Below are 12,446 nucleotides of genomic sequence, written 5' to 3'. Positions count from 1 at the left end.
ACCCTCCGCATGTCCTTCCCCGTCACACCCGGCCGGCGCCGGCCCCGCAGGGGCGCCGCCCCCGGGGCCGTGGACCTGCCGTCCGGATCCCGTTCCGGCACGGAGTCCGGGCCGAGCCCGCACCGGTCCGCCTTCCGGCCCGACATCGCGGGCCTGCGCGCGGTCGCCGTCCTCGCCGTACTCGCCTTCCACGCCGGCATCCCCTGGGCGACCGGCGGCTTCGTCGGCGTGGACGTCTTCTTCGTCATCTCCGGGTACCTCATCACCGGCCTGCTGGTCCGGGAGGCGATCACCACCGGCCGGATCCGACTCGGTGACTTCTTCTCGCGGCGCGCCCGGCGGCTGCTGCCCTCCGCCGCCGTGGTGCTCGTCGGGGTGGCGGCCGCCGGGGCCTGGCTGACCGTACCTCTGCGCCGGACCGACATGGAGTACGACGTCGTCGCGGCCGCCCTCTCCTTCGCCAACTGGCGGTTCGTGTCGCAGCGCACCGACTACCTCGCCGCCGGGCACGACCAGAGCCCGCTGCTGCATTTCTGGTCCCTCGCCGTCGAGGAGCAGTTCTACCTGTTCTGGGCCCCGCTGCTGGCGGTCCTGGTACTGGGCGCGGCGCGTGCGGTCCGGCGCGGCCGGGCCGTGCGCCTCGTCGTGCTGCTGGCCACCGCGCCGCTCACCCTGGGCTCCTTCGCCCTCGCGGTGTACTGGACCGGGCATTCGGTGTCGCTCGCCTACCTCGGAACACCCCCGCGGGTCTGGCAGTTCGGCGTCGGGGCGCTGCTCGCCCTGCTGCCCTGGCACCTGATGCGCGGTCCGCGACCGCTGCGGCTGCTGTGCGGCTGGGCCGGGGCCGCGGCGATCGCCTGGTGCGTCGTGTCGTACGACGCCGGGACCCCGTACCCCGGTCACGCGGCGCTCGTACCGACCCTGGCCACCGCCGCCGTGATCCTCGCCGCGATCCCCGGCCGGGGCGAGCGGCACACCCAGGGCAGGTGGGACGTGGGGCGGCTGCTGTCGGGGCGGGCGCCCCGGGCCGTCGGGCGGCTGTCCTACAACCTGTACCTGTGGCACTGGCCGCTGCTCGTCCTCGCCGAGGCCCGGCTCGGTACGCTCGGCTGGCCCGCGCGGACCGCGCTGACGCTGGCGGCCGCACTGCCCGCCCTCGCCACCACGCGCTGGGTCGAGCAGCCGCTGCGCCGCAGCCGTACGGTCTCCGAACTGCCCCGCCGCGGACTGTCGGTGGGCGTCTCGGCGATCGTGCTGCCGGTGGCCCTCGCGCTGGTGGTGGGTACGACGACACTGCGCCTGCTGGGCCCGGCCGGCCCGGTCGACACGCAGGGACTGCCCCCGGGTGCGGTGTCGGGACCCACGCTGCTCGCCCGCACGGCCGGTACGCCTCTCGTCGACGGCCCGGTGGTGCCGACTCCCGCGCAGGCGCGCGGTGACTTCCCGCCGGACGGGGCGTGCGAGGTCGCGCCGGCCGGGACCCGGAGCCCGGACTGCCTGTTCGGCGCGGTGGACAGTCCGGACCGGATCGTGCTGCTGGGCGACTCGCACGCCGGGCAGTGGTTCTCCCCGGTGCTGGCCACGGCCGCCCGGCGGGGCTGGGCACTGGAGGAGCTGGTCAAGCAGGGCTGCCCGCTGCCGGAGCTGACGGTGGACAGCCCGCAGCTCGGGCGCGCCTACCGGGAGTGCGACACCTGGCGGGCCGACTCCCTGGAGCGGCTGCGGCAGCGGCCGAAGCCGCGCCTCATCGTGATCGCCTCGCTGAACCGGTACACCGACGACGCGAAGCTGCTCTCCGAGGCCTGGGAGAAGACGCTGACGCCGCTGCGCGCCCTGGGAGCGCCGATCGTCTACATCGAGGACACGCCCGTACCCGGGAGAGACGTCCCGGCGTGCGTCTCCGGCAGTCCCGGGTCCCCCGCCGACTGCGCGTTCGGCCGCGCGGACGCCTGGCTGCCGGATCCGCTGGCGCGGCGGATCGCGTCCGGCGCGCTGCCCGGCGTACGGAGCGTCGGGGTCAACCGGGTGCTGTGCCCGGGCGACGGGCCGACGTGCCCGGCCGTGCTCGACCGGATCCTGCTCTACCGGGACGACGCGCACCTGACCAATACGGCGGCCGTGGTCCTGACCGACCGGTTGGAGCGGCTGCTCGACGAGGCCGGGCTGCTGCCCGCCGCGGACGCGGCGGCGGCGGACGTGGCCGCACCGGGCGCGGACGGGTGGACGCGGCTGATGCGCGACGACTTCGACGGCCCGGCGGGTGCGCCTGCGTCCGCCGCCGACTGGATCCACGACGTCGGCACCTGCTACCCGGGCTGCCCCGCGCCGCGGTGGGGCACCGGTGAGATCGAGACGATGACCGACTCGACCGACAACGTCCGCCTGGACGGGAAGGGCGCGTTGGAGATCGTGCCCACGCGGAAGGACGGGCAGTGGAGTTCGGGGCGGATCGAGACACGGCGCTCCGACTTCGCGCCGCCACCCGGCGGGGTGCTGCGGATCGAGGCGTCGATCGCCCTGCCGGACGTGACCGGGGAGAAGGCGGCGGGGTACTGGCCGGCGTTCTGGACCCTGGGCGCTCCGCTGCGCGACGGGTACACGGGGTGGCCGGGCGTCGGGGAGCTCGACGTCATGGAGTCCGTCAACGGACGGGACACGGTCTTCGCCACGATGCACTGCGGTGTCGTGGACGGCGGGCCCTGCCGGGAGCCCGCGGGGCTGACGTCCGGTCCGCAGCCGTGCGGCGGCTGCCGTACGGCGTTCCACTCGTACGCCGTCGAAGTCGACCTCGCGCCGGGCGCGGAGGAGGTGCGCTGGTATCTGGACGGGCGGATGTACCACCGGGTGACCGCCGGCCTGATGGACCCCGGAACGTGGAAGGCGGCCGTGGAGCACGGTCTGTTCCTGATCCTGAACGTGGCGGTCGGCGGCGGTCTGCCGCTCGCCGACGGCGCGGGCGCGGGTCCGGCGACCGAGCCCGGTCATGCGATGCGGGTGGACCACGTCACCGTATCGGCCCGAGCGGGGAGGGTGTAGGCGTACGGGGACGGTGCCCCGCTTCCGGACCGGGAACGGTCCGGAAGCGGGGCACCGCGTGTGCCGGGGCGTCCGGCGGAGGATCGGCGACGCGGACTCAGAACGAGAAGACGGCGTTCCCGTTCAGGGTCGCGGACATGGTGCAGGAGTTGGAGAAGGTGTGCTTCCACGCGACGCGGCTGCCCTTCCACACGCCGTCGGCGGTCACGGTGACCGGGGCGTAGTGCATCGGACAGGCACGGTCCGGGTTCGGCGAGGCCAGCAGGCGGTCCAGTGCTCCGCCGGTCGAGTTGAGGGCGGCGCAAGCGGCCTGGGGGTCCGGGTGGGTACCCAGCGCGGTCGGGGCGCAGCTGAGGGTGGAGGCCCGGAGGACGGTGGACGTGGCGGCGTCGTCGCCCTGCGCGACCGTGAGCACCAGAGCGGACGGGGCGTAGAGGCTGGAGGGCTGAGCGGCTGCCACGCCGGTGGTGCCGACCAGAGAGACGAGGGCGGCGGCGGAGGCAACTGCGATGCGGTGACGCACGACGAAACTCGCTTTCGATTCAAAGGTTGAACGCGATATTTGGTTTCAATATCGCGTCGTTGCAGCACCAGACTGTCCGACCTGAAGGCGAGTTGCATATCGACGACCGATTTACGGACACTGCGTTCGCATACCGACGACCGAATGGTCGTTCGGGCAGCTCACGAGGGGCGCGGCGCCCCCCGGAATCGACGTCCCGGGACGGCCGCGCCGACCGCGACGTGCACGCGCACCCCCGCTGACCTGCCGCCGTCCGCGCGCGGTTCACCGGCCGGCCACCCAGCTTGACCGGATATGCGCGTTCGAACCCGGGAAACACCGCTCCGAGGCGACCCGGCCCCGCGATCACCCCAGAGTTATTAGGCAAGGCTTGCCTAACTAGATCTAGGATGCGGGCATGAAGAAGATCATCCGCGTGCTGGCCGCGGTGGCGACCGGTCTGGTCCTCACCTCGCCCGGCACGCTCGCCGCCCCGGCCGTGGCCGCGCCCGCTCCGGCCGCCCTCTCCGGACTCGAACTCCCACGACCCACCGGCGACTTCGCCGTGGGCCGCGACACCCTCCACCTCGTGGACCGGGAGCGCAAGGATCCCTGGGTGCCCACGGCCGACCGGGAATTACTCCTGTCGCTGTACTACCCGGCCCTCGCGCACACCGGAACTCCCGCCCCCTACCTGGCCGCTTCCGAGGCCAAGGCGCTGCTGACCGACCGCGGGCAGCTCGGCGAGTACGTCACCCCCGAGCGCCTCGCGGCCACCCGGACCAACGCGCGCACGGGCGCGCTGCCCCGGCCCGCCGCGCACCACTACCCGCTGATCGTGCTCTCCCCCGGCTTCACCATGCCGCGCGCCTCGCTGACCACCCTGGCGGAGGACCTCGCCAGCCGCGGGTACGTCGTGGCGGCGGTCGACCACGCCTACGAGTCGGACGGCACCGTCTTCCCCGGCGGGCGGCTGCTCGGGTGCAAGGCGTGCGAGCAGGTGTTCCCCGACGGGTCGCTGCACCGGGTCTCGGACGGCCGGGCCCGTGACATCCCGTTCGTCCTGGACCGGCTGACCGGCCCGCGCCCGGCGTGGCGGTACTCCTGGCTGATCGACGCCCGGCACATCGGCATGGCCGGGCATTCGATCGGCGGTGCGGCCGCGTCGGCCACCATGGCCGTGGACCCGCGCGTGGACGCCGGGGTCAACATGGACGGCACCTTCTTCACGCCCGTACCCCAGTCCGGTCTCGGCGGGCGGCCCTTCCTGATGCTGGCCGGTGACCCCGCCCTGCTGCCGCCCGACTTCCCCGACACCTCCTGGGAGGACAACTGGCCCCGGCTGGACGGCTGGAAGCGCTGGCTGACCGTCACGGGGGCGGGGCATCCCGGATTCACCGACTGGCCCGTGCTGGGCGACCAGGCCGGGTACCCGCACCCGGAGACACCGCTGTCGGGCACCCGCTCGCAGCAGATCACGCGGGCGTACGTCGGCGACTTCTTCGACCTGCACCTGCGCGGAAGGCCGGCGCCCCGCCTGGACGGTCCGGCGGCGGCCGACCCGGAAGTCGTGTTCCACCGCCGCTGACGCCGCGCACGGGCTCAGGCCGGGTCCTCGTAGCGGGCGGCGAGCGCGGCGGCGCGGTCGCGCAGGGAGATGCGCAGCGCGTGCGGGGTCAGGGCTTCCGCGTCCGTGCCGAGCTGCCACAGCGCCCATTCGGCGTGCCGCGCGTCCTGGAAGGTCAGCTCCAGCCGGAGTTGGCCGTCCGGTTCGGGTTCCTCCGCGCGGACGGACACCGCGGTGTCGAGCAGCTCCTCCCGCCGTGCCGGGTCCACCCGTACCAGCACGGTGATGTGGTCGCCGCCGAGGAACCGCGCGGAGCGTTCCCGCCAGATCCGGTCGAGATCGACGCGGTCCGGCCGCTGCGCCGCTTCGGGGAGTTCCTCGGCCGCCAGGACCCGTGACAGCCGGTAGGTACGGTCCTCGCCGGATCTCGTGGCCAGCAGGTAGACCCGGTCGCGTACGGTCACGAGTCCGATCGGGTCCACCGTGCGCCACTGCGGCGGCCGGCCCGTGGCCGCGTAGTGGATGCGCAGTCTGCGTCCGGCGAGCACCGCACGGCGGACCTCGATCATCGCGCTGCCGGGCACGTCGTCGGTGACCGGGCGCCGCGAGAGCAGGTCGGTCTCCGGTTCGACGAGAAAGCGCCGTGCCGCGTCGCTCGCGGTGGCCCGGTGACCTTCGGGCAGGGCGTCGAGCACCTTCCGCAGGGCCGAGGCGAGCGCCTGGCCGAGGCCGAACACGTGCTCGCCGCGCCCCGATCCGGCAGCCAGCAGGGCAAGGGCCTCGTCGTGGTTGAGTCCGGTGAACTCCGTCCGGAAGCCGGGCAGCAACGCGAATCCGCCGTGCCGGCCGCGTTCCGCGTAGACCGGGACACCGGCGGCCGACAGTGCCTCGATGTCGCGCAGCACGGTGCGGGTGGACACCTGGAGCTCGCGGGCCAGCGCGTCCGCGGTCAGCCGATCGTGCCGGCGCAGCAGCAGCACCAGCGAGATCAGTCGGTCGGCGCGCATGCGGGAACCCTAACGAAATACATGACCGGGGGTGTCGTGATTTGTTGGGAGGCTCCTCGGCATGACGTCGAACCGGCGGCCGTCGGGCCGCCGGACGTACGTACTCCCGATGAACCGAATGGAGCTGACGTGGCGATGGAACGCACAGCGGTCAACCCGGTGCCGTGGTCCGTGGAAATGGGGTTCAACCAGGGTGAGGTCGTCTCCGGCCACACCCGGACCCTGTACATCTCGGGGCAGACGGCGATGAGCGCCGAGGGCAGGCCCCGGCATGACGGGGACATGGCGGCGCAGTTGACACTGAGCATCGACAACCTGGAGGCCGTGCTCGGCAAGGCCGGCATGACTCTGGCGAATCTCGTGCGGCTCAACGTCTACACGACCGATGTGGACCTGCTCTTCCAGCACTACGGCGGGCTGGCGGCGCGGCTGGGCGCCGCCGGGGTGGCACCGGCCACCACGATGCTCGGGGTGACGCGACTGGCGATCCCCGGCCAGCTCGTGGAGCTCGACGGGACCGCCGTCGCCTGACGCGGCGTCGCCCGCTCGCCCGAGCGGGCGGCCGCCGGGGCCGTCCGGCAGCACTCAGTCTGACGCCGCGACCGGGGACCACACGCCGAACCACTGGTCGGCGCCGTACTCCTCGAACCTCGCCACCTCGGTGAACCCCAGTCTCGCCGCGAGGCGCATCGAGCGTCCGTTGGCGGTCTGGGTGCAGAGGACCACCCGCTCGCCCGGAAGCGCGCCGGCGAACCAGTCGAGTGCCGCCGCGCACGCCTCGGCGGCGTACCCGTGTCCCCATGCCCGGGGCAGGAACATGTAGCCCAGCTCGGCCTCTTCGCCCTCCGGCCGGACGTGACCCGGACGCTGCGCGTCGCGCCGATCGAGCGTGACCATGCCGATCATCGCTCCGTCGGCTTCGATCACGAAGAAGCCGGGGCGCCGCCCGGGCACCTCGGGCGCGTTTTCGAGCTCGGCGCGCGGCCGGGGGCCACCGACGTAGGTACCCACCTCCGGCGACGCGAACAGCTCGATGAACGCCGCACGGTCCCGGGCCTCGGACCGGCGGAGCACGAGCCGTTCGGTGCGTATCGGGGCGGGCGGCCAGGGGACGGGTCCGAGTTCGATCATGACGGGCAACCTATCGCATGCCTGTGAGAGCGGCTCGGTGGTGAGGTCCCGCGTGGACTCGGCCGACGAGTCCTGTCAATCGTTCAACTACCTTGCGGAGCCTGCGGGTTGGGTAGAATGGGCACACTCCGGGAATCCCTCGACTGTGGTCGCATATCCCCCCTTGCACCCCCACTATTAGGTTAGGCTTACCTAAGAGTGGGGGTGTGGGGATGCAGGACGACGCGCGAGACCAAGCGCAGCAGGACGAGTGGGCCGACGAGGTACTGGCCTGGATCAGCTCCCAGGAGGAGATGGACCGGGTACTGCGCGACGCACTGCGCCGCACGCCCAGTCAGCGCGAGGAAACGATCGCCCGGATGGCGGACGCCCTCCGCGGGGCGGCCCAGGGACTGACCATCCCCGGATGCGCGGCCGCGGCCGGCGTTCCCGAGCGCATTCTGCGCGAGTGGCTGGAGATCGACGCCAGCTTCGACACGGCGCTCCGCGCCGCCCACGCGCTGGCCGAGGCGCACGGACTGAGACCCGGGGCCGCGCCCACCCCTGCCGCGCTGCAGCTGATGCTGAACGCGATCCGCAAAGGGGCCGCCTGGCCGGCCGCGGCGACCCTCGTCGGCATCTCCGTGCGCGGGTTCAACCGTCTGCGCGCCGAGGCTCCGCCGGTCGGGGCGCTGATCGCGGCGGCGCAGCGGGCGCGCTCGGCGAACGCCGGTGCGGGCCGTCGGCGCAGACCGCCGAAGACGGCGAGCCGCCGGGTCGGGTACCGGATCGTGCAGCTCGACGACCCCCTCCTGTCCCCGGAAAGCCAACCGGAGGATCCCGCAGGCGGGTTGGGCGACCGCGCCGGACGCCGGGACTGAGCGCCCGATCGCGGTCTCCGGACCCGGCGCCGGACCGGGAGTGCCTCCCCCGCCGAGCCGGGGAGGGTCGACCTGCCGCGCCCCTCCCCCACCACCACACCCCGGAGCGGTCAACGCCCCGGGGCCTTCGTTTCCGAACCGACCGTCCCGGTCATCACCCAAGGAGACACACCATGGCCACCAACCCCTTCGAGGACGACGACGCCCGCTACTTCGTGCTCGTGAACGCCGAGAACCAGCACTCGCTGTGGCCCGCTTTCGCGGAGGTTCCCGCGGGCTGGACCGTCGTGCACGGCGAGGACAGCCGGCAGGGCTGCGCCGCGTACACGGAGACGCACTGGACCGACATGCGGCCCGCCAGCCTCGTCGCGAGGAGCTGACGCGATCCCGGGGCCGGGCGGGAGCGCTCGCTCCGGCCCGGCCCCCGAACGCGTACGGAGGGTACGCAGGAGGGCGTACGGATGCACGGCCGCCGGGGGCTCAGGGCTGCTCCAGGTAGCAGGCGAGGGCGGCGCGGCTGTTCAACAGGCCCTCGATGCGCGCGTCCATGGCGGCCAGTTCCCCGTCGAGGACGGTTCGGATCTCCTCGCACCAGGCGAAGCGCACCCCCTCGCCCCGGACGCACGGCAGCACCGAGCGGATCATCTCGGTGGACAGGCCCGCCGCGAGCAGGGCGCGGACCTTCCGTACGGCGGCCACGGAGTCCGCGGTGTAGTCGCGGTAGCCGTTCGGGCCGCGCTCCGCGTCGAGCAGCCCCTGCGCCTCGTAGTAGCGCAGCAGCCGGGAGCTGACTCCGGTGCGCCGGGACAGTTCGCCGATCAGCATGTGCCGTACCTCGGAATCCGGTTGACCTTCACATTGATGTCAACGTCTAACGTCGCCCCTACGAGCGGCATTCCGCCGGCTCGACCGCGCCGGACCGCTGGAGTGATCCTCATGACCGACCGCTCGTTCCTCTTCGTCCTCGGCAGCTCCCGGTCCGACGGGAACACCGAGATCCTCGCGAGGACGGCCGCGGAGCAGTTGGCGTCCGGGGTCCGGCAGCGGTGGGTGGACCTGGCCGGGCTGGCCCTGCCCGACTTCCAGGACGGGCGGCACGAGGCCGGGGACTGGGCGGGCGGGGAGAGCGAGGAGACCCTGCGGCGGGCCACGCTGGAGGCGACCGACGTCGTCATAGCCTCGCCCCTGTACTGGTACGCGCTGTCCGCGCACACCAAGCGCTACCTGGACTACTGGTCGGGCTGGCTCACGGCGCCCGGTTCGGACTTCAAGAAGCGGATGGCGGGCCGGACCCTGTGGGGTGTGACCGCCATGGCGGACCCCGACGAGGCCCGCGCCCAGGGGCTGGTGACCAGTGTTCACCACACCGCGGCCTACATGCGGATGCGCTTCGGCGGGGTGCTGCTGGGCAACGGTTCCCGGCCGGGCCAGGTACGCGACGACGAGCGGGCGATGGTCCGCGCCAAGACCTTCTTCGCGCAGGACGCCCCGCTCGCCGTGTTCCCCGGCGGGGAGACGGCAGGCTGATCGGGTGCGCCTGTCCGATCGACCGCCGTGTCCGCCCGCGTCATGAATGCCGGCAGCGGCCTCCGGGGGAGCCGGCGGGCGGGGTGCACTGGTACCCGTAGTCTCCCTGGTCGTCACTGAGGTAGCGGCCGATGCACTCGACGGCGGTGGTCCGGCCCTTGTCCGCGCAGAAGGTGACGGCTGCCCGGCCGTCGGCGAACGGACCGGGGGCGTAGATCACCCAGTAGCCGGGCCTGAGCGAGGCGTAGTCCCGGCTGCGCAGCACCCGGGCCTCGGGGACCGTGGCGCGGATCGTCGCCAACCGCCGGTCGCGGGTGCTGATGCCGGTGCTCTCCGGCTCGGAGTAGAGCTGGGCGATCCAGCCCGCGCCGGGTGCCGGATCGTCTCCGCCGGGCACGACGGCCGCCGGGGTGCCCGGCTGCGGAGCGGCGGAGGTGGGCGTCACGCCCGGCGCGTCGGGGGTGCGGGCGGCGCCCGGCGTGGGAGTCGCCGGGGGCGGACCCAGGGGTGTGGGGACCGCCGAGACCGTGGGTGAGGCAGTGCCCTTACCGTCGTCGCGCCCGTCCGCTCCCGGCCCGAACAGGGCGGACCTGCCGATGCCGAGCACGGCCAGGGCCGTCACCGCGGCCGCTGCGGCGAGCACGGTGGCCTTGCGTCGGCGGTCCGGTCCGCTCGGCTGCGCACCGCCGCCGTTCAGGGGGCCGATGGTGGGCAGGGCGTCCCGGGGCGTGGGTGCGGGCAGGGGTGCGGGCCGGTCCGGCCGCGGAGCCGGGGCAGGCACCGGCGGGGGCGGGGGCGGGGGCGGCGGGCCGAACCGGCCGGCGGACGGCGGCCGGTCGGGCACGGGGGCGGGAGCCGGCGGGGAGGCGGGCGCCCGGTCCAGGCGGGTGGGCTCCGGCACCGCGGCGCCGTCGGCGTCCCGGGCCACGGCGGCCAGCAGCCCGTCCAGCCTCGCAGCGGAGGGCCTCGCGGCCGGGTCGCGGACCAGCAGTTCGGCCAGTACGGCGGTCAGCGGTCCGGCCCGGCGCGGTGGCGGCACCGGCTCGTCGAGGACCGCGGCCAGCGTTTCGAGCGTGGTGGAACGGCGCATCGGGCTGACCCCTTCCACGCACACGTAGAGCACCATGCCCAGCGACCACAGGTCGGACTCGGGCAGGTCGGCGCCGCGGAGCCGCTCGGGCGCCAGGTATTCGGGGGTCCCGATGACCTCCCCCGTCATGGTGAGAGAGGCGGCGTCCTGGAGGGCGGCGATACCGAAGTCGGTGAGCACGGCGCAACCATCGGCCCGTGCCAGCACGTTGGCGGGTTTCACGTCCCGGTGGCGGATACCGGCCGCGTGCGCGGCCCGCAGTCCGGCGAGCACCTCGCGGCCGGTCCGCGCCGCCTCTGCGGGCGTCAGCGGTCCCTGCTCCAGTCGCTCACCGAGGGAGTGGCCGGGCAGCAGTTCCATCACCAGCCAGGGGTGCTCGCCCTCGTCGACGATGTGATGGATGGTGACCACGTTCGGATGACTGATCCGGGCCTGGGCGCGGGCCTCGCGCAGCACCCGCTCGCGCAGCACCCGCCGGAATTCCGGGTCGTCCTGCCCGGCCGCCGCCCGCACTTCCTTGAGGGCCACTTCACGGTGGAGTATGCGGTCCAGGGCCCGCCAGACCGTGCCCATCCCCCCGCTTCCGATCCGGCCGATCAGCTCGAACCGTCCGTCGATCACGTCCCCTGGCGCACTCATGGCGCAAGGCTAGGGCAGTGGTGGACGCGGCGCCCCGCGCTCCGCGGTATACCCGTCCGTCGGCTCCTCCCCCGTTCGGAGGGGACGGTCCAGGCGGAACGGTCCTACGACTGGTCGGCGGTGGACGTCCTCGGCGCCTCGGGCAACGGCACGGCCCAGCATGGATCTGCCCTGGTCTGTGCCAGTCTGTCGTCGTGACGGCTGAGGTCACGGCTGCGGCCTGGGCCGGGCAGCAGGTCGCCGCGGTCCGCGACGACCCCGCCGGGCGGATGTCCTTGATGGAGCGTTGCTACCACGGTCCGTTCGGCGAGGCGCCCCGGCACCTGCCGTTCCGCCGGGCGGCGATGTCGTTCATGCGCTGGCAGGTGCGGCGGGGCGTGCTGCAGCCGCCGTTCGCCGACCGGCCCGGCAGTCCGTGGTGGCGGGCGGTGAACGAGCGGATCCTGCGTGACGGGTGCGAGGCGGTGGGCCTGAGCGGCGGACTCCCCGGGCCCTCCTCCGCACGCACGGTCGACCACTGGCTGGCCTTCGCCGACCGCCCCACCGCCCGCGCCTGGTACCGGGCCCACAACGGGAGCGTGGTCGCGGCCTACCTGGAGAACCGCGGCCTCGCGGAGGCGGAGCACGAGACCGAGCGGTTCTTCATGAACGTCGTCCTCTGCCGCGTGCTCTACGCCCACGCCCTCGTCGCGGCACCTCGCCTCGCCCTCGGCCGGCTGCGCCCGCTCGCCCCGTTCCTCGGCGATCCGAGGGTGGAGATGACCGGGATCTTCCTGCAGCTGTCGCGCGTGCTCCCCGACGAGTATCCGCTCCACGACACGGTGCGGTCCCACCTCGACCGGGAGATCGGCTTCGGCCGCCTCCTCGATTTCGGTGTGATCGCGCCGGGACTGCGGCAGCTCTACACGTGGTCGGCCCGCGAACTCGAAGCCCCCGGCCTGCTCGACTGCGTCCGCGACGGATCACCCGTCTACGCGTGGTCGTTCGACGACCGGCACGTCTGGCGGCCGCCGGACTCGTTCGCCATCCGCGCCGTCCACCGAGCGCTCCCGCCGGTCGCTCGGGGACGGTGAGGCGGCCCCGGCGG

12 protein-coding genes are annotated in these 12,446 nt (G+C 73.7%); 7 read left to right on the top strand and 5 right to left on the bottom strand.

Going from position 1 to position 12,446, the window contains the following annotated elements; all coding sequences use genetic code 11:
• Positions 1-9: 9 nt before the first annotated feature.
• Positions 10-3,036, top strand: coding sequence for an acyltransferase family protein (locus Sspor_RS39425; RefSeq protein ID WP_202203413.1), 3,027 nt, complete (start codon positions 10-12; stop codon positions 3,034-3,036).
• A 97-nt stretch (positions 3,037-3,133) separates the two neighbouring features.
• Here the strand turns inward: Sspor_RS39425 and Sspor_RS39420 are convergent, their stop codons facing one another.
• Complete coding sequence (locus Sspor_RS39420; protein ID WP_237404242.1) at positions 3,134-3,559, bottom strand: subtilase-type protease inhibitor; 426 nt, start codon at positions 3,557-3,559, stop codon at positions 3,134-3,136.
• A gap of 397 nt (positions 3,560-3,956) precedes the next feature.
• On the opposite strand from Sspor_RS39420, the gene Sspor_RS39415 reads away from it, so the two are divergent.
• Positions 3,957-5,126: an alpha/beta hydrolase family protein gene (locus Sspor_RS39415; RefSeq protein ID WP_202203412.1), complete on the top strand. Its 1,170-nt coding sequence runs from the start codon at positions 3,957-3,959 to the stop codon at positions 5,124-5,126.
• A 14-nt stretch (positions 5,127-5,140) separates the two neighbouring features.
• On the opposite strand, the gene Sspor_RS39410 is transcribed toward Sspor_RS39415, so the two are convergent.
• Positions 5,141-6,112, bottom strand: a complete 972-nt coding sequence (locus Sspor_RS39410) for a helix-turn-helix transcriptional regulator (RefSeq protein ID WP_202203411.1) — start codon at positions 6,110-6,112, stop codon at positions 5,141-5,143.
• Positions 6,113-6,247: 135 nt separating this feature from the next.
• Here Sspor_RS39410 and Sspor_RS39405 point away from each other — a divergent pair, with 135 nt between their 5' ends.
• Positions 6,248-6,643 carry a RidA family protein gene (locus Sspor_RS39405; RefSeq protein ID WP_202203410.1) on the top strand — a complete coding sequence of 132 codons (396 nt, stop codon included), beginning with the start codon at positions 6,248-6,250 and terminating at the stop codon, positions 6,641-6,643.
• Between the two features lie 54 nt (positions 6,644-6,697).
• Here the strand turns inward: Sspor_RS39405 and Sspor_RS39400 are convergent, their stop codons facing one another.
• The gene (locus Sspor_RS39400; RefSeq protein WP_202203409.1) at positions 6,698-7,243 is read right to left on the bottom strand and encodes a GNAT family N-acetyltransferase; all 546 of its coding nucleotides are present in this window, start codon (positions 7,241-7,243) and stop codon (positions 6,698-6,700) included.
• Between the two features lie 206 nt (positions 7,244-7,449).
• Between Sspor_RS39400 and Sspor_RS39395 the strand changes: the two genes are divergently transcribed.
• Both Sspor_RS39395 and Sspor_RS39390 read left to right on the top strand, forming a co-directional pair.
• Entirely contained in the window at positions 7,450-8,103 is a 654-nt protein-coding gene (locus tag Sspor_RS39395; protein WP_202203408.1) for a serine/threonine-protein kinase, read from the top strand.
• Positions 8,104-8,276: 173 nt separating this feature from the next.
• Positions 8,277-8,483: an MbtH family protein gene (locus Sspor_RS39390; protein ID WP_202203407.1), complete on the top strand. Its 207-nt coding sequence runs from the start codon at positions 8,277-8,279 to the stop codon at positions 8,481-8,483.
• A gap of 100 nt (positions 8,484-8,583) precedes the next feature.
• On the opposite strand, the gene Sspor_RS39385 is transcribed toward Sspor_RS39390, so the two are convergent.
• Entirely contained in the window at positions 8,584-8,928 is a 345-nt protein-coding gene (locus tag Sspor_RS39385) for a MerR family transcriptional regulator (protein WP_202203406.1), read from the bottom strand.
• Between the two features lie 111 nt (positions 8,929-9,039).
• On the opposite strand from Sspor_RS39385, the gene Sspor_RS39380 reads away from it, so the two are divergent.
• Entirely contained in the window at positions 9,040-9,630 is a 591-nt protein-coding gene (locus Sspor_RS39380) for a flavodoxin family protein (protein WP_202203405.1), read from the top strand.
• 40 nt (positions 9,631-9,670) lie between these two features.
• Here the strand turns inward: Sspor_RS39380 and Sspor_RS39375 are convergent, their stop codons facing one another.
• The gene (locus Sspor_RS39375) at positions 9,671-11,359 is read right to left on the bottom strand and encodes a serine/threonine-protein kinase (protein ID WP_202203404.1); all 1,689 of its coding nucleotides are present in this window, start codon (positions 11,357-11,359) and stop codon (positions 9,671-9,673) included.
• Between the two features lie 194 nt (positions 11,360-11,553).
• On the opposite strand from Sspor_RS39375, the gene Sspor_RS39370 reads away from it, so the two are divergent.
• Positions 11,554-12,432: a hypothetical protein gene (locus Sspor_RS39370; protein WP_202203403.1), complete on the top strand. Its 879-nt coding sequence runs from the start codon at positions 11,554-11,556 to the stop codon at positions 12,430-12,432.
• Positions 12,433-12,446 lie beyond the last annotated feature (14 nt).

This window comes from Streptomyces spororaveus, assembly GCF_016755875.1.
Lineage (GTDB): Bacteria > Actinomycetota > Actinomycetes > Streptomycetales > Streptomycetaceae > Streptomyces > Streptomyces spororaveus.
Note: the sequence above shows the minus strand (reverse complement) of the source record. Positions and strands in the feature narration are given on the sequence as shown.